Origin of the sequence: Thiorhodospira sibirica ATCC 700588 (assembly GCF_000227725.2) — a bacterium.
In the GTDB taxonomy this organism is placed as follows: Bacteria; Pseudomonadota; Gammaproteobacteria; order Ectothiorhodospirales; family Ectothiorhodospiraceae; genus Thiorhodospira; species Thiorhodospira sibirica.
The window spans coordinates 2,395,989-2,413,447 of sequence record NZ_MU255056.1; the positions used below are offsets into that span (position 1 = coordinate 2,395,989).

Sequence of the window (17,459 nt, forward strand, 5' to 3'; positions counted from 1 at the left end):
GTTATCTACAAGCGCGAAGGTTTCGCGTTCCATGGTCGGGGTCGAAGTCGAATCGCAAAGTTGTTCTCTGTTCAGGATGAACGCCGAGGCCACTTTTATGGCGCAAGCTGGGTTTCGACGGCTGAAACCGCCCATGTTGCCGGTGTTGACCGGCCATTCGGTTGGGACTGCTCAACCAGGACTCCAGTTGCTCGCCCGCAAGGGTGTTATCAACGGAGAGCGAAGTGCCTAAAAATCGCATAAGCAACTTTGTTTAGGTTTTTAGGAGCAGTACATGAGCTGATGGCAATCCCCATCAGCGATATGCGTCCCAGCCTACCAACAAATGGCCGATGGCGCTGTGGAGGTGATGGACACGCAGCAAAGTCCTACCAAGCCGTTGCTTGGCGTTTTATGGGCGACATCAGGACAATGCCGCCACGATCCATTAAGCCCGCACCACCTGCACAGCCCGCCCCTGCGGGCTGGTATGGGTTTCACAGGAGGTGCGGGTTTCAATGGCGGGCTGATCTGAGCGGCGATCAAAAATCACCAGCCAGCCGCTGTCCAGGCCCAAGCCCGAGAGATACCCATCCAGTTGTTCCAAGCCTTCCATCAAAGGATCAGGGCGGGTATCGCGCCAGACTTTAAGCTCAATGCCTAAGGTCACATCCCCATAGCGCAGACACAAATCCATCCGCCCTGAGCCAATGGCATATTCGCGCTCCAAACTCCCACCGCCATTGACCACCCGATGCAAAAAGGCCATCAATACCAGGTGGGGGGCGATTTCATGATAGGGCGTGCTTTTTAACAAAGGCGCGCCGTGCTGCCGCCAGAAACTGAGAAAAGCCGCCAGCAGTTTTTCTGGATTGAGGGATTCATCTGGATTCAGCCAACTCGGCGCAATACGCGGCAAGGTGTCCTGAGGGGCACCGGCCAGTGACCGCGGTAGCACTTCCCGATAGATGGGGTTGGCCACCACCAGACCGCCGGCACCGTCACGACGCAATAAGCCCAGATCCACCAGATATTGGCGATCATCTTCCGAGGCATCCTCCATCCATTCACCCGCCAGCATCGGCTCAATCACCCGGCGTACCCGGGGTTCCTGGAGTTTATGCGCCAGTTGATCCAAATGGGTCACCCGTTCCACAATCATGGCCTCCTTGGCCTGCTCAATCCGTTCCACGGTGATGGGCTGTGCGCGATCCCGCCCGGCACGAATCTTAAAGGTGGCCCGATAGGCCAGGGCATTGACCAGCCACGGCTGGCCTTGGGTTAATTCCCAGATCCGATCCAGGGCCTCGGGGGTAAAAATCTGCCCGGTTTCTTGGGTGTGTTCGAGCAACAGCGTCAGGGTTTCATCGCGGGTGAAATCCCCCAGACGCAGGGATTCCGCTTTGATATTGAACGCACTGCCGCCGGTGATGGGGTCTTTCTCGGAGCTGGCATGGATGCGGTAGTCGCGCAGATCGCGTACCCCACACAAGATGATGGTCTGGGGGAAGGCCGTGGGGCGTTGCGGATACCCGGCGCGTAACTGGCGCAGCAAGGACAGCAGGGTATCACCAATCAGGGCGTCCACCTCATCCAGCAAGAGCACTAAGGGTTTGGGTGAAATGGTGCTCCACTGACTGAGAAATGTACTGAGCGCTGAGCCTGGGGCAGTGGTCGCTAAAATCTCACGGGCATGCTGTGGACGTTCATGATCCTGGGTCCAGATCTGTGCCGAGGAGGCGATATCCGTGACCATGGTCGCCATCGCCTCGTCAATGCGCTCACGCCAGGCCTGCGCACCTTCCAGATTGGCATACACCGCCCGATAATGCCCCTCACGGTTTAAATATTCCATCAAGGCCAAAAGACAGGAGGTTTTACCGGTTTGACGCGGGGCATGAAGCAGGAAGTATTTTTTCTGGTCGATCAGGCTGAGCACTTCATCGAGATCCCAGCGGGATAACGGCGGCACGATGTAATGATCCTCAGAGCGCACCGGCCCTTCGGTGTTGAAAAAGCGCATGGGATACCTCGCAACATGGGCTACATAGCTTAAACACTGAGCATAACATGGCCACGGGAGCGCCAAATCCTGGATCAATAGAGCATCAATCCTGCGGATATCGGGTGCTTCATGGATATTGATGTATAGACAGGACCTGGGTCAAACACCCGCAAGCCTCCCCTATCTCCAGTATCAAAGGATATACTGTGACCATCCTGGCGGATACGCAGACCGACCGATTAATCTTAAGTATGGAGCCTTTGGCATGGGTAAACACGCGCCTGAAACCTTGGGTGTTAGAAAAAAAATGCAGCTCAAAGATACTGACCTTTCTACCACTGTTGCGGAGAAAGCCGCGCCGCCGGTCGTTGCATTTGACGGCTATGTGATCGGTATTGGGGCTTCGGCGGGGGGGCTGGAGGCGTTGGAGTTATCCTTTCAGAATATGCCAGTCAATATGAACGCCGCTTTTGTGGTGGTGCAGCATCTGTCGCCGGATCATAAAAGCCTGATGGCCAATCTGCTCGCACGGCATACACATATGCCGGTGACCACGGTGGAAGATGGCATGGCCTTGCAGGCCAATCATGTCTATCTGATCCCGCCGGCCAGTCTGATGACGCTTTCCAAAGCGCGGTTACGCCTGATTCCCAAAAATCCCCGGGGGCTGTCGCTGCCGATTGATTTTTTCTTTTCCTCGCTGGCGGAAAATTTTGGCAATCGGGCCATTGGGGTGATTTTATCGGGCACGGGTTCAGATGGCACCCGGGGTTCGGTGGCCATCAATGATGCCGGCGGATTGTTACTGGCGCAAAACCCGGAAAGCGCGAAATTTGACGGGATGCCGCGCAGCGTGATCGCCACCGGAATTGTGGATGATATTGTCGCACCCGAGGATCTGGGTCAGCGCATCCGCGAACACATTGATCACATTCCCAAGACGCTGAGCGAACGCCCCGACAAGCCCACCAGTCAGGTCGAGCGCGGCTCGGCGCTGGAAGAAATTCTGCATATCTTGCAAACCCAGGGAGGGATTGATTTTCGTGAATACAAACCCGCCACGGTCTTGCGGCGCATTGAGCGGCGTATGCAAGTGCGCCATATCAGCGACTTTGAAAACTATATGCGTCTGCTGCAGGATGACCGTGCCGAGGTTTCCTTGCTGCGGCGTGATATTTTGATCCCGGTGACCAATTTTTTCCGCGATGTGGAGGCCTTTGAGGAGCTAAGCAACAGTGCGGTGGATCAGATTGTCAGCGAGCACAAAGACAATCAGCCGATCCGCGTGTGGGTGGCGGGAATGTCCACCGGCGAGGAGGCGTATTCGATTGCCATCCTGTTTGCCGAGGCCTTTGAGCGGGTGCGCCGCTGGCCCAATCTGAAAATCTTTGCCACGGATGTGGAACAGCAAAATGTCGATGCCGCCAGTGCCGGGGTGTTTTCTGAGTCCATTATCGCCGAGGTCTCACCGGAGCGACTTGAGCGTTTTTTCACAAAACGCGGCAATCATTTTGTGATTCGTCCGGAGATTCGTCAGAATTTGGTTTTTGCGCGGCATAATCTGCTCGAAGACCCGCCATTTACGCGCATGGATCTGGTGTCTTGCCGCAATCTGCTGATCTATTTTCTGCCCAACGCGCAGGATCGCGCCTTATTGCGTATGCAATATGCCCTAGCCCCCGGCGGGTATTTGTTTTTAGGCAGCAGTGAATCCCTGGCGGGTTTAAGTCGCGACTTTTCTCCGGTGAATAATAAGCACAAACTGTATCGCGTCTTGCGTCAACCGGCCTTGCCCTTAGACCTTGGGTTGGCCGGCAATCTGTCGCGTGAGCGCCGTCCGGATAACAAACAGCGGATGTTGCCGACCGGGCGCTCGCGGGATGCCAATGCCATTGACGCTGCGCATCAAACGCTGCTCCAGGATCATGCGCCCCCCAGCCTGTTATTGACCCAGGCGCGGGAGGTGATTCATATCTTTGGCAATGCGCGCCGTTATCTGCATTTGCCGGAAGGCAGTCTGTCCTTTGAGGTCAGCCGTCTGCTGCCACCACAACTTTCACCGATTGCCCATGCCCTGCTGCATCGTGTGCAAAAGGACAATGCCCGCGTGGTGGCCGAACCCACGACCTTTCAGCTCAGTGATGATGTGGTGGTGCGGCTGCGCCTGATTGCGCGTCCCATTAGCCTGCCCACCGGCGGTGAACCCTATTTGTTGCTCTCCTTTGAGGATACCAGCAGCGAAAGCCACGCCGAGGATGCCGGCACCAATACCCTGGATGTCAATGTCGAGTCGATGGATCGGATTCAGTCCCTGGAGCGGGAGCTGGCCACGACCCGCGAAAGCTTGCAGGCGACCATTGAAGAGCTGGAAACCTCTAACGAGGAGTTGCAGGCCACCAATGAGGAAATGATGGCCTCCAACGAGGAATTGCAAAGCTCCAACGAGGAGCTGCAATCCATGAACGAGGAGCTGTATACCGTCAATGCAGAAAATCAGGAAAAGATTCAGATCCTCAATCGGCTCAATGCCGATCTGGACAGCATGGCCAAGGCCAGCTCGATTGCCACCATCTTTTTAAATGAAGAATTGCGCATCACCCGCTTCACCCCGGAATCGCGCATGATCTTCAACATAGAAGACAGCGACATCGGCAGACCCATTCAGAACTTCACCCATAATCTGCGCTATGCGGAGCTGACCAAGGATCTGGAAAAAACCCTCTCGCAAAACGAGATGTTTGAGCGTGAGGTGCGTTCGGAAAATGATCAGAAGCTCTATCTGGTAAGGATTTTGCCGTACAAGGTGCATGGCTCGATCAAAAATGGCGCGGTGATGAGCTTTGTCGATGTGACTTCCCTGCGCGATGTGCAACGCCTGCAAGCGGTGCTCGATTCGCTGCCGGTGCATGTCGCGGTGCTGGATACCACCGGCAAGGTTACCTTGCTCAATCAGGTCTGGCAAAAATTCATCAAACGCGATGATGATCATGCGCTATTGCATTCCGGCATTGGCTCGAATTACCTCAAGGCCTGCGAGCGCGAAATTCAACGCGAAAATGGCCAATACGCTCAGGCCGCCGTGCAGGGACTGAGCAAGGTTTTGGAGGGCAAGCTTGAGCGCTTTACCCACGAATACCCCTATTATGATGCGGCCAAACCGCGTCGCTTCCTGATGCATGCGGCCCCGCTGCATCACCCGACCGGCGGCATCGTCGTCAGTCACATTGAGATCACGCACGATCGCAGCCGAGATGTCGATTCTTGATGATTCCTAAGAAGCAACAGGCCCTGAGCACGGAGGACACAGAAGAGCTTAAAGCATTGGGTGAGCGCGCCCTGATTATGTTGCGCAACGGGGATGTCAGTCTCGCGGAAGAAATGCTCAACCACGGCGATGTCAGTCTGGCAGAGCTGGTGGAAAACCTGCGGGTGCATCAGGCGGAACTGGAAATCCAAAATGAAGAGCTGCGGGCGGCACGATTGCAGCAGCAATACGCCTTTGAGCGCTTCAGTACCTTGTTTAATCTGGCGCCCATGCCTATGCTGGTGATGGATCGTACCGGCTTGATTCTGGAAGGCAACCGGGCGGCGGCCAATGTTTTTGGTCTGGAAAATCGCCATCTGCGTCAGCACTTTTTTCGCGCCTTAATCCGCCCGGAAGATCAGGCCAGGGCCTTGGGTGGCTTTTCCGTGGCCTCCGCGCATGGCGAGGCGCATATCACGGAACTGCATTTCGTGCTTGGTGCAGGGCAGGGCTTTTTGGGCGATTTGCACATTGCCTCACTGCCCGCCGCGCAGCGTCTGGATGTGTGGTCATTCATCTGCGTGGTCATGGATCAAAGCGACCAGATCCGCCAGCGTGAAATCATCAGTGATGCCGAGCGCGCCAATCGCATCATTGCCGAAAAGCTGACCGAGCGGCTCAAGGAAATCCGCTTTTTGCAATATGTGACTGAACAGCTCCAGCACACCGAACAGATTGATATCGCGTTATTGCAGCGTGTGGTGGATGAACTGCCGAGTGCGATGCGCTTTAGTCACGACATCTCCGCCCGTATCCGGCTCAACCACGATGAAGTCAGCACCGCCAACTTCAAACACGGCGCCGCGAATATCCGCACACGCATCCGGCTCAATCATCCGCATAAGGGGCTGATTGAGGTTTGCTATCTTGCCGATCCGGCGCATGAACCGCCGTTTGATTTTTTGCCCGAAGAGCAGGATCTGATCCAGACCCTGGCCGGCATTCTCGGCAACGCCCTGGAACGCGAACACGCCCAGCGCGAGCGGGATCAGATCTTTGCCACCTCGGTGGATATGATGTGTGTGGCCGGCTTTGATGGCTATCTCAAACAGCTCAACCCTGCCTGGCAGCGAACTTTGGGCTGGACGGAAACACAGATGACCGAGAAGCCCTGGCTGGATTTTGTGCATCCGGAAGATGTCGCCAATACCCTCATGGCCCTGGATGCGCTCAAGACCGGGCAGACGGTGCTTGAGTTTGAAAACCGCTACCGCTGTCGGGATGGCACCTATCGCTGGCTGGCCTGGAACAGCTACCCTGACATCCCCAATCAGCGCCTGTTTGCGGTGGTGCGCGACATCACCGAGCGCAAATTACACGAAGATGCCCTGCGCCAGGCAGCGACCGTCTTTGAAAATACCCGCGATGGGGTGATCATCACCGATTTGCAACCGCGCATTCTCGGCGTCAATCGCGCCTATACCGACATCACCGGCTATACCCATGATGAGGTCTTTGGCCTGAATCCGCGCATCCTGCAATCGGAACGCCACCACAAAGCCTTTTATCAGGCGATGTGGCGCAGCATCAAAGACAACGGCTACTGGCAGGGCGAGATCTGGAACCGACGCAAGAGCGGTGAAATTTATCCGGAATGGCTCACCATCAGCACCGTGCGCAATGCCGATGGCCAGCCCACCCACTATGTCGGCGTGTTTACCGACATCAGCCGCCTGAAAAAAACCGAGGCCCGGCTGGAGCATCTCGCCCACCACGACCCGCTAACCGACCTGCCTAACCGTTTACTGTTTTTGTCCCGCGTGCAACACGCCCTGGCCAGTGCGCGACGCCGTAAAGAAAAGATTGCCGTACTTTTTCTGGATCTGGATCGCTTCAAAACCGTCAATGACAGCCTTGGCCATCCCTCCGGCGATGAGCTCCTGGTCGCCATTGCCAAACAGATTGGCGCACGTCTGCACAGCGAAGACACGCTGGCACGTCTGGGCGGGGATGAGTTTTTGATTTTGCTGGAATCGGTCGAGCGCGCCCATCAGGCAGCGGACATCGCGCAAGATTTGCTGGAAACCTTGGAGGCGCCGTTTACCCTGGGCTCCGGGCATGAGGTCTATATCGGTGCCAGTATCGGCATCAGCGTTTATCCCGACGATGCGCACGGCGAGACCGAACTGATTCAGCACGCCGATGCGGCCATGTATAAAGCTAAAGATCAGGGCCGTAACAGCTTTCATTTTTATACCCAGGAAATGACCCAGGCCGCGATTGAACGCCTGGAGCTGGAAACCGCCATCCGCCGGGGACTGGAGCAAAACGAATTCGTCTTGCACTATCAGCCCTTAATTGATTTACGCACTGAAAAAACCGTCGGCTTTGAGGCCCTGATCCGCTGGCAACATCCGCAAAAAGGGCTGATCTATCCGGCGGCCTTCATTCCCGCCGCCGAGGAAACCGGGCTGATTCTGGCCCTGGGCAAATGGGTGTTGCACACCGCCTGCACCCAGTGCCGCCGTTGGCTGGATGAAGGCATCGCGCCCGCCTTTGTGGCGGTGAATCTCTCCGCCCGCCAGTTCCAGGGACAGGAAATCGACCAGCAGGTGCGCGAGGCTTTAGATCGCACCGGCCTGCCGGGACACTATCTGGAGCTGGAGCTAACCGAAACCATGGTGCTTGAACCCGGCGAAACCGCCGCGCAAAAACTCGCTACCCTCAAAACCTTGGGCATTCAACTGGCTATTGATGATTTTGGCACAGGCTACTCATCGCTGGCCTATCTCAAGCGCCTGCCGATCAACAAGCTTAAAATCGACCGCAGCTTCATCAGCAATATGATCGAGGATGAAGACGATCAGCAGCTGGTCAGCACCATCATCAACATGGCGCACAACCTGCGCCTAAGCGTTCTCTCGGAGGGCGTCGAAACCCAGGCCCAGGCGGAACTCCTCAAACAGATGGGCTGTGACTTTGCCCAGGGCTACTTCTACAGCAAACCACAACCGGCTGAATACGCCACCGCCCGCTTGCGCGCGATGTCCTGAAAAGCCCTGCCTGCTCAGGGCTTGGGCAGATCGTGCGGCGGCGTTTCATCCGGCGGGGTATCCCGCTGCACGGGAATCAGGTGTTGATCATCATCGTGCAAAATACGATACGCCGGCCCCTCCAGATCCTCATACTGCCCGGAGCGAATCGCCCACCAAAACAGCCCCGCCACCAACACCAGCAACACCAGCGCCAGCGGAATCATAAAATAAATCATCTCCATGTATCCTCCGGCTGCGTCTCATTGTGCGCAGGATGATAAACCGACATGCGGCAGGCTAACGCAGCCGCGTCACTGATTGACCACCGGGAACCGTTTGGCGCGGGGCCAGTAAAAGCTCCGGCCACGCCCCTTGGGCATCGTGCAACCGCAGGCGGATCAACTCGGGCAGTTGGGTGCGCTGGCGCCATTCAGGTTGCCACTGGGAGGCGGTGTCGGGGGATTGCGCCGGGGGGCCAAAATACTCAATCTGTAGCGCCTCAACGGCTTCCCAGAGGATTTCCTCCTGATCCAGATCGGCGCTGCCCACGGTGTCAGGATGTAGCAGGCGATATGCCAAGACCAGGGCCGTTTCATCTTGCTGTGTGTGCAGGCCCAGCTCCAGGCGAAACAGCCCACCGCCGCCTTGATGGGCGGGCAGCGGTGCAACCCAGATCAGGCGCTCAGGCTGACCTTCAAAGGCCAAATCAATCTGATAGGACTCAATTTGCCAAAACACCGGCGCAGCCTGCATCAGGCTGCGGCGCAACAGATTGGCAACCTGCATCTGCTGGGCGCTGTATTCCAGGCTTTCCTGCGCCCGATCCCAGCTGCGGGCAGCGACGCGCAAGCTGGAAAATAACACCGCCATCATCAGGGTCAGCAGGGTGACAGCAATCATCATTTCCAGCAAGGTAAAGCCACGCTGGCGCGGGCTGTGCCGTTTGCGGGGCAGATTCTGGCGGCTACACTGGCAAATGCAGGATCTCTTGGTGTAAAATGCCCGGCTTATCATCCGTATCATCAGACATCAGGAGAGGTGGCAGAGCGGTTGATTGCACCGGTCTTGAAAACCGGCAAGGGTGCAAGCCCTTCGAGGGTTCGAATCCCTCCCTCTCCGCCATGTATCACCGCTGTGTGCGGTTTTAGTCGCCGCCATTACCACCGCTATCCCCACCATCATCATGCCCCGCTGCCTGTCTGGCGGCTTTACGCCGTGCCTGGCTATAGCCGTCCAGCTGCGCCAGTACGGCCTGTGGGCGTTCGTGGGCCAAAGCCTGATCCAGAAGCATTAGCGGCGTTGCGCAGGCGGGGTCTTTTTGCAATTTGCGCCGCGCCATCCACAGGGAAAAGGGGCGAAACCCGCGAAAAAACAGATAGGACGCGGTCGCTACGATCAGTGCCGTCCAGGTGTGATCCTGAAACCATAAAAATACCGCAAAGCCATAGCCCATAAAGGTCAAGATGAAAATCAGGGTTGCATACCCGTGTACCGTGCTGACCAGAGTATCAAAGGCGGTTGCGTGGGTGTCATAGTCGTGTTGGGAGATCATCGGTGGTCACAGCCAATAGGTTGGTTAAACGTGGGCCATTGCGTACCCAGCGCGCGTGCGGTTTGAGTCTAGCAGCTTTGCCGGGCGCTGTCAGTTTTCCCACAAGGGGCCAAATCCTGAGCCGGGGCTTTGTAAGAATCCGCACATCCCTTCTATGCTGTGTTATAAAATAGCGCCGTTTTGCGCATGGCTTGGATGGCTGCCTTTGTCGTGGTCAGCAAGGCATCTGAGCGCCTAGTCTGGCACGGTTTGCGCCGTGTCTGAGCGTGGCGTCATCCGCCCCCGGTGTTGTGCTCATGCGGCATTTTACAATATTCGGGCGGTCTAAGTTGTTCACTGGCATGGATTGTGTATGCAATCCACCGCAGATTGTTGAGGATCCATCATCTTGACCGAATACCTTTTTCTCATTATTGGCACGGCGCTGGTAAACAACGTGGTGCTGGTGAAATTTCTGGGGCTGTGCCCGTTTATGGGGGTTTCCAATAAGCTGGATACCGCCCTGAGCATGGGGTTGGCCACCACCTTTGTGCTGACGCTGGCGGCCGTGGCCGGCTGGATCATGGAAAATTGGGTGCTGGGGCCACTGGACATCGGCTTTTTGCGCATCCTCTCGTTTATTCTGATCATCGCCGCCTTGGTGCAATTTACCGAGATGGTGATTCGCAAAACCAGTGCGACCTTGTATCAGGTGCTGGGGATTTTTCTGCCGCTGATCACCACCAATTGTGCCGTGCTTGGCGTGGCCCTGCTCAATATTCAGCAAGAGCACAGTTTTTTGCAAAGTGTGATTTTTGGAGTGGGATCGGCACTTGGTTTTACCCTGGTTATGGTAATCTTTGCTGCAATGCGGGAAAGATTGGCCATCAGCAAGGTTCCCAAAGCCTTTGCCGGCGCCCCCATCGGCTTTATCGTGGCGGGGCTGTTATCGCTGGCCTTTATGGGCTTTGCCGGTCTTGATTTTGCCTGATTGATTTCGCTATGTATGGCCCAGATGGCCACAGGCCATGCCAGAACGCCTCGCCATCGGATCGTTTCCTTAAATCAATCTGTTTCTGGCCCGACTTACCTGGAGGATACGGTGTACCTTGGTAGCAGACCACGGTATTAACGTATAAAAAACAATGATTGAAGCCATTATTACCCTGACGACCTTGGGCATGTTGCTTGGTTTATTGCTGGGCATTGCGGCCAAGCGCTTTAAAGTGGAAAAAGATCCGCTGGTGGAAGAAATCGAGGCGCTGTTGCCCGGTTCCAATTGCGGTCAATGCGGTCTGGCCGGGTGTGCCATTGGCGCGCAGGCCATCGTTGACGGTAAGGCGCCGATCACCCTCTGCCCGCCGGGGGGTAAGGCCCTGGTGCGCCAGCTGGCCGACAAGCTTAAGGTCGATGTCGATATGTCTTCCTTAGCCGATAAGCCGCCAGCCTTTGCCAGAGTGCGTGAAGAGCACTGCATCGGCTGTACCCGTTGCTTCAAGGTCTGCCCTACCGATGCCATCATCGGCGCACCCAAGCAGATTCACAGCGTATTGCTCAATGCCTGCAATGGCTGCGGCAGCTGTGCCGAGGTTTGTCCGACTTCTTGCGTGGAGATTGATCCGGTGAAACCCACCTTGGGAACCTGGTGCTGGCCCAAGCCGGTATCGGCTGAGCATTCTTCGAGGTAAGCAAGACTGTGTACGCCTTTTTGCGCACGCTCGTCGGCCTTGGCGGTCACTCTCATGGCTTTCGTGGCGGGGTGCATCCGCAGGCGCGCAAGCACCAGACCGCACCCCGTGCCATTGAACCCTTGCCCTTGCCGCAGCGCCTGTATCTGCCGGTGCAGCAGCATATCGGTGCACCGGCTGAACCGGTGGTCGAAGTCGGCCAGAAGGTGGCCAAGGGTGCGTTGATCGCCAAGGGGCAAGCGGGCGTTTCGGCCTCGGTACACGCCTCGACTTCGGGCACGATTATTGACATTGCGCCCTTTACCGCCCCGCATCCCAGCGGCCTTTCCATCCAGACGGTGGTGCTGGAGGCCGATGGCGAAGACCGCTGGCTGGAGCAACCCGAGCCGATCAACCCCTTTATCCTGGAACCTGCCGAGATTGCCCGGCGTGTCGCCCAGGCCGGGATTGTCGGCATGGGCGGGGCCACCTTCCCATCAGCCATTAAATTGCATTTAGGGCTTAAACAGCCCATCGACACCCTGATTATCAATGGTTCGGAATGCGAGCCCTATCTGAGCTGTGATGATCGCCTGATGCGCGAACGCAGTCACGAGGTGGTCAGCGGGGTGCGCATTTTACTGCATACGGTGCGTGCCACGCGGGCCGTGATTGCCGTAGAAGACAACAAGCCTGAGGCCTTTGCCGCGTTGAGTGCCGCCTGTGAGGCTCTGGATGTGCCGGTGATTCAGCCGGTGAAATTACCCACCCGCTATCCCATGGGTTCGGAAAAGCACATGGTGCGCACCCTCACCGGGCGTGAAATTCCGGCGGGTAAGCTGGGCGCAGACATTGGCGTGATGGTTCACAATGTTGGCACTGCCTATGCCGTACATCAGGCGGTGATTCATGGTCGCCCGCTGGTGTCACGCATCGTCACCGTTGGTGGTGGCGCCGTGCAGCGACCGGCCAATCTGGAGGTTCCCATCGGCACCCTGGTTGAGGATCTGCTGAACTTTTGCGGGGGGCTGCGTGTGCTCCCGGCACGGCTGCTGATGGGCGGGCCGATGATGGGGCAGGTGATGCCGCATGCACGCGTCCCGATCATCAAAGGCAGCAACGGCGTCATTGCCCTCAGTCAAGAAGAGATCATCCCCGCGCAAAATTCCCCCTGCATCCACTGCGCCCGCTGTGTGGATGCCTGCCCCTGCGGTCTGATGCCGCTGGAAATGTCAGCGCGCATCCAGCATGACGATCTGGAAGGCGCCGTGGGCTATGGCCTGTTTGACTGCATTGCCTGCGGAGCCTGTTCGTATGTCTGCCCGGCGCATATCCCGCTGGTGCATTATTTCAATCATGCCAAGGGCGAGCTGAATGCACAAAAGCTTCAGGCCAAGCGCAATGAGGAAATCAAAAAGCTGGCCCAGCAACGCCAGCAGCGCCTGGAGGCTGAGGCCCGTGCCAAAGCGGAGCTGGCCAAGGCACGCAAGGCGGCGCGTGCCAAGATGGCACCTCCCAAACCCCAAGAAACTAAAGAAGAGACTCGCTAAGTGGACGTTACACCCGTCGTCAGCGGCCCGCATACCCACATCGGCAATAACGTCTCCAAAGACATGTATTGGGTGCTGGCCGCACTGACCCCTGTCACCCTCTACGGCATTTATCTGTTTGGCTGGCCGGCGCTTAATCTGCTGCTGATAATCCTGCTGGCAGTGGTAGCCTTCGAGGCGCTGTCTTTGCGCATCGCCGGCAAACCCTTGCGACCTACCCTGCTGGATGGCTCCGCGCTACTGACCGGTCTGATTCTGGCGCTCAGTCTGCCGCCGTGGGCGCCGTGGTGGGTGGGCGTGATCGGTGCCGCCTTTGCGATTGTCGTCGGCAAGCATGTCTTTGGCGGGCTGGGACAAAACCTGTTCAATCCGGCGATGCTGGCGCGGGTGGTGTTGCTGATCTCCTTCCCCCTGGAGATGACCACCTGGGTGATGCCCCAGCCGCTGTTTTCAGCGGATGCCCCCGGTTTTTGGGAAGGTCTGGCCATCACCTTTGGCATGGCCACGATCCCCGATGCGATCACCAGCGCCACCGTGCTGGATCAGGCCCAGGCAGCGGTATTACATGGCGCCGCGGTGAGCGAGGGCATTGCAGGACACTACAGCCCGCTTTCCGGATTGTTGGGCTACCAGGCCGGCAGCATGGGCGAAACCTCCGCCTTGCTGCTATTGCTTGGCGGGGCCTTGCTGCTGTTTAAGCGGGTGATCCGCTGGGAGATTCCGCTGGCCATGCTCGGCGCCCTGGCCATGATGTCACTGGTATTTATGTGGCTGGACCCCCAGCGCCATGCGGGGCCGGGCTTTCACCTGCTCAGCGGTGGCGTCATGCTGGTGGCCTTTTTCATCGCCACCGACCCGGTCACTTCCCCCAGCTCGCGCCTTGGACGCATCCTCTTTGGCGCCGGTTGCGGCGTACTGGATTACATCATCCGCATCTGGGGCAACTACCCGGAGGGCATCGCCTTTGCCGTGTTGCTGATGAATGCCCTCACCCCGCTGATTGATCATTATGTGCGTCCGCGCATCTATGGCCGCACCCAGCGCGGTATGCCGCTGCCTGACAAGGTAGCGCCGCCAGATCGCAAACCGAAGGCACCACCACAGCGACCGCTATATAAAAAACGGAGCAAAAAGCCGTGAGCACCACCTTCTTCTCGCGTTATCACCACCGTATCAGCTATCAGGTGATATTGCTGGGGACCATTGGCCTGCTGGCCAGCACCGCTTTGGTGATTGCCGATCTGCTCACCCGTGAAGAAATCGCCCTGCGCCAGGCCGAGGATTTTCGCGCCACCCTGGAGCAGGTCTTGCCCCCCGAAATACACGACAACCAGCCCCAGGATGAGCGCCATCTGCTATTGCTCAAAGATGGCTCAACCCTGCCGATCTACCGTGCCCGGCTTGATGGGCGGGTCAGCGGGGTGGCCTTTCAGGTGCGCGGGCGCGGTTATGCCGGGCCAATTGAGATCCTCATGGGCGTAGATGCCAGTGGTCAACTGTTGGGGGTGCGCGTTTTGCGACATACCGAAACCCCCGGTCTGGGCGATAAAATCGAAGTCGCCCGCGATCCCTGGGTTCTCACCTTCAACGGCCTGTCACTGGGCAAACCACCGCTGAGTGCCTGGGCAGTGAAAAAAGACGGCGGCCAGTTTGACCAGTTTACCGGCGCCACCATCACCCCGCGTGCCGTAGTTCAGGCCGTGCGGGATGGCTTGATCCTGTTTCAGAACCATCAAGCGGATATGCTACAACGCGCTGCCGAAGAGGACTAACCCATGTTCAGCACCCTGCTTGCCGATTACCGTCAACTGATGCGCGATGGCCTCTGGGATAACAACGTGGTCATGGCGCAGATGCTCGCGCTGTGTCCTTTGCTGGCAGTAACCACCAGCGCCACCAACGGCCTGGGGATGGGGCTGGCCAGTACCGCCGTGCTAATCGCCTCTAACCTGCTGATCTCCAGCCTGCGTCACCTGATCAGCCCGGATGTGCGCATCCCGGTATTTGTGCTGCTCATCGCCATGCTGGTGACCCTGGTGGATCTGTTCATGAACGCCTGGCTCTATGAACTGCACAAAGCCCTGGGCCTGTTCATTCCCCTGATTGTCACCAACTGCGCCATTCTCGCCCGCGCTGAATCCTTTGCCTCACGCCAGCCTGTGCATCGGGCCTTCATGGATGGAGTGGCCATGGGGATCGGCTTTACCCTGATTTTGGTACTCCTTGGCGCAGTGCGCGAGATCCCCGGCAGTGGAACCTTATTTGCCGATGCGCGTCTGTTACTCGGTGAAGGCTTTGCCTGGATGGAACTCACCCTGATTGAAGACTATCGTGGCTTTCTGCTGATGATCCTGCCCCCCGGCGCTTTCCTGGCGATGGGCTTTATCCTTGCCGGCAAGCGCGTACTGGATCAGCGGCGCCAGGCGGCGCATAGCGCGTCTGCCGCCTAAAAACACACCCGCCCAGCGCATAGCTTGCGCGGGGCTTGGTAATACACCAATATTTCAGCATATCACCATACAATGAACCCCGAAAACTCCATCCGCGTCGGCGTTGCTTACGCCGACATCAAAAGCCATGTCTGGCTACACGTCGATGTACAGGAAGGCGCCACCGTGCGCGAAGCCATTGAACGCTCCGGCCTGCTGGAACGCTTCCCCACAATCGACCTCAACACCCAAAAAGTCGGCATCTTCGGCAAACTCTCCAAACTCGACGCCATCGTCAACGCCGGCGACCGCATCGAAGTCTACCGCCCCATCACCGCCGACCCCAAAACCGTCCCCCGCCGCGACAAAGACGACACCGATACAGAAGACAGCGAATAAACACAGCGGTACAGGCTGATGTGAGCTGCGCAGAAATAAACATCCAGTAACCACACGATCATCCGATGATAATTCGTAACACCGTAGCCGTGTGGGGATGGCTAATTTGCAGCGGGTTTCTTTTTGGCTGCGCGGTCATGTCATGGCTGATACTCAATGAGCCTATTCCTGGTGAAACCTCTGCGGTATTGATGAGGATATTTAACCTGATTTTATGGGCAGCCGGCCTGTTTGCCGCCCATAAAATGTTTACCAAACCGATGACAGTCCTTCGCTGCCATACAGACGGCATCAGCATTGACTCATACTGGCTATGGAAAAGGGTTCGTAACCATTATGCAAAGGACTGCATTCATGCCATGACTATTGATGAATCAGAGGACACAGAAGGAAATCCGTATTTCACTGCATCCATCATCCTTGATAACGGGATAAAAATCTCATTTGCTGAAGCACACTTGCGAGCGTTTTGCGAACAAGCCACATGCAAACTTAAACAGGCATTGAATTTGGAACCCGTTCCGCGTATTTAATCCCAAATCAGCTATGTGTTGTGCATCTGAGCCGCTTTATTCGTAGCTTCAGCCTGGCCGAGGACTACTGCCGCCTGCTCGGCACTCCTGGGCCAGCACCTTAATCCCGTTAGGCCAAGGTGGTCTGCCAGAACAACCCGACCGCACTTTGCTGCTATACCTCAGCCCCGAACAACTCAACGAACCGTTGCAGTGCGAGTAACCCCCGTGGCGGCTGCTTCGGTAGACCTGCAAATGGTAGTGTTTAATGTGGTAAAATGTAGAGATGATGGGTTCTAAAGAGTAAAAAACCATGCAGTGTCCTTCGTGTCATTCAGAGAATGTGATTAAAAATGGCCGTATCCATAACCACAAGCCGAAATTCGCGTGCAAGGCGTGCGGTCGGCAATTTGTCGAGAATCCTCAGAATCGAATCAGTGAGGATAAAAAAGCGCTCATTGATAAGCTCTTATTGGAAAGCATTTCACGGGCCGGTATCGCTCGGGTCGTTGGGGTTTCAGAGCGTTGGCTACACAGTTATGTGAATCAAAAATACAAAGAAACACCGCCAAAGGTGCAGGTAAAAAAACCAAAGGCAAGCGCGTGATCCCATGCGATGCGCGGTGGTCTTTTGTAGGAAATAAGCATCATAAACCCTGGGTTTGGTGAGCGATCGATCAAGAGACAGGCGAAATTGTTGGCGTGTGTGTCGGGGATCGGAGTCGGCAAGGGGCCCAGGGGCTCGAACGGCTTGATAGCCAGAGCGCGAAGCGCGGCGGCTAATCAAGTCGTTTGAGCGACGCTCAACGCCTGTGCCGATAGCGCAGAGCCGCGCAAGCGGTTCTGCGCTATCAAGGGGGTATTACCCCCACACAACGCCACCGTGCCGTTGGAAAAGAAACCGGAAAAACCTATAAAATTGAGCGCTTCAATGCCACATTAAGACAACGTGTATCTCGCTTCGCCAGAATAACCCTGTCATTTTCAAAGACGCTTGAAAACTACATCGGGGCTATCGGGTATTTCGTTCACCATGATAACCAAACATTGCCTGTCGCTGCTGACTGACCATTCACTACTATTTTTAGTACTACCCGAAGCTGAAGTC

14 protein-coding genes, 1 tRNA gene and 1 pseudogene are annotated in these 17,459 nt (G+C 56.7%); 12 read left to right on the forward strand and 4 right to left on the reverse strand.

Annotation, left to right across the window (positions count from 1 at the left end; translation table 11 throughout):
• Nucleotides 1-427 precede the first annotated feature (427 nt).
• The gene (locus THISIDRAFT_RS11165) at nt 428-2,002 is read right to left on the reverse strand and encodes an AAA family ATPase (RefSeq protein WP_006786503.1); all 1,575 of its coding nucleotides are present in this window, start codon (nt 2,000-2,002) and stop codon (nt 428-430) included.
• 247 nt (nt 2,003-2,249) lie between these two features.
• Here THISIDRAFT_RS11165 and THISIDRAFT_RS11170 point away from each other — a divergent pair, with 247 nt between their 5' ends.
• Both THISIDRAFT_RS11170 and THISIDRAFT_RS11175 read left to right on the forward strand, forming a co-directional pair.
• Nucleotides 2,250-5,249, forward strand: a complete 3,000-nt coding sequence (locus tag THISIDRAFT_RS11170) for a chemotaxis protein CheB (protein WP_006786502.1) — start codon at nt 2,250-2,252, stop codon at nt 5,247-5,249.
• Complete coding sequence (locus THISIDRAFT_RS11175; protein WP_006786501.1) at nt 5,249-8,281, forward strand: sensor domain-containing protein; 3,033 nt, start codon at nt 5,249-5,251, stop codon at nt 8,279-8,281. The genes THISIDRAFT_RS11170 and THISIDRAFT_RS11175 overlap by 1 nt, the downstream gene beginning before the upstream one ends.
• Before the next feature lie 14 nt (nt 8,282-8,295).
• Here the strand turns inward: THISIDRAFT_RS11175 and ccoS are convergent, their stop codons facing one another.
• Nucleotides 8,296-8,505: a cbb3-type cytochrome oxidase assembly protein CcoS gene (gene ccoS / locus THISIDRAFT_RS11180; RefSeq protein ID WP_006786500.1), complete on the reverse strand. Its 210-nt coding sequence runs from the start codon at nt 8,503-8,505 to the stop codon at nt 8,296-8,298.
• Between the two features lie 55 nt (nt 8,506-8,560).
• A complete protein-coding gene (locus THISIDRAFT_RS11185) occupies nt 8,561-9,286 on the reverse strand; it encodes a prepilin-type N-terminal cleavage/methylation domain-containing protein (protein WP_083824563.1) in 726 nt (241 codons plus the stop codon).
• A gap of 9 nt (nt 9,287-9,295) precedes the next feature.
• Between THISIDRAFT_RS11185 and THISIDRAFT_RS11190 the strand changes: the two genes are divergently transcribed.
• Nucleotides 9,296-9,385, forward strand: a tRNA-Ser gene (locus THISIDRAFT_RS11190).
• 22 nt (nt 9,386-9,407) lie between these two features.
• On the opposite strand, the gene THISIDRAFT_RS11195 is transcribed toward THISIDRAFT_RS11190, so the two are convergent.
• Nucleotides 9,408-9,815: a hypothetical protein gene (locus THISIDRAFT_RS11195; protein ID WP_006786498.1), complete on the reverse strand. Its 408-nt coding sequence runs from the start codon at nt 9,813-9,815 to the stop codon at nt 9,408-9,410.
• Between the two features lie 388 nt (nt 9,816-10,203).
• On the opposite strand from THISIDRAFT_RS11195, the gene rsxA reads away from it, so the two are divergent.
• The 9 genes and pseudogenes from rsxA (at nt 10,204) to THISIDRAFT_RS11240 (ending at nt 17,419) form a co-directional block, all read left to right on the forward strand.
• On the forward strand, nt 10,204-10,785 hold the full coding sequence (gene rsxA, locus THISIDRAFT_RS11200) for an electron transport complex subunit RsxA (RefSeq protein ID WP_006786497.1): 582 nt from the start codon (nt 10,204-10,206) through the stop codon (nt 10,783-10,785).
• A gap of 154 nt (nt 10,786-10,939) precedes the next feature.
• Nucleotides 10,940-11,482, forward strand: coding sequence for an RnfABCDGE type electron transport complex subunit B (locus tag THISIDRAFT_RS11205; protein WP_006786496.1), 543 nt, complete (start codon nt 10,940-10,942; stop codon nt 11,480-11,482).
• A 20-nt stretch (nt 11,483-11,502) separates the two neighbouring features.
• The gene (rsxC, locus tag THISIDRAFT_RS11210; protein WP_050984841.1) at nt 11,503-13,011 is read left to right on the forward strand and encodes an electron transport complex subunit RsxC; all 1,509 of its coding nucleotides are present in this window, start codon (nt 11,503-11,505) and stop codon (nt 13,009-13,011) included.
• Nucleotides 13,012-14,151, forward strand: a complete 1,140-nt coding sequence (locus tag THISIDRAFT_RS11215; protein ID WP_006786494.1) for an RnfABCDGE type electron transport complex subunit D — start codon at nt 13,012-13,014, stop codon at nt 14,149-14,151.
• Entirely contained in the window at nt 14,148-14,783 is a 636-nt protein-coding gene (rsxG, locus tag THISIDRAFT_RS11220) for an electron transport complex subunit RsxG (protein WP_006786493.1), read from the forward strand. Before THISIDRAFT_RS11215 ends, rsxG begins: the two co-directional genes overlap by 4 nt.
• Before the next feature lie 3 nt (nt 14,784-14,786).
• A complete protein-coding gene (locus tag THISIDRAFT_RS11225) occupies nt 14,787-15,461 on the forward strand; it encodes an electron transport complex subunit E (protein WP_006786492.1) in 675 nt (224 codons plus the stop codon).
• Between the two features lie 72 nt (nt 15,462-15,533).
• A complete protein-coding gene (locus THISIDRAFT_RS11230) occupies nt 15,534-15,839 on the forward strand; it encodes an RnfH family protein (protein ID WP_006786491.1) in 306 nt (101 codons plus the stop codon).
• A 137-nt stretch (nt 15,840-15,976) separates the two neighbouring features.
• Entirely contained in the window at nt 15,977-16,372 is a 396-nt protein-coding gene (locus THISIDRAFT_RS11235; RefSeq protein ID WP_006786490.1) for a hypothetical protein, read from the forward strand.
• A 292-nt stretch (nt 16,373-16,664) separates the two neighbouring features.
• Nucleotides 16,665-17,419, forward strand: a pseudogene (locus THISIDRAFT_RS11240) (IS1 family transposase).
• Nucleotides 17,420-17,459 lie beyond the last annotated feature (40 nt).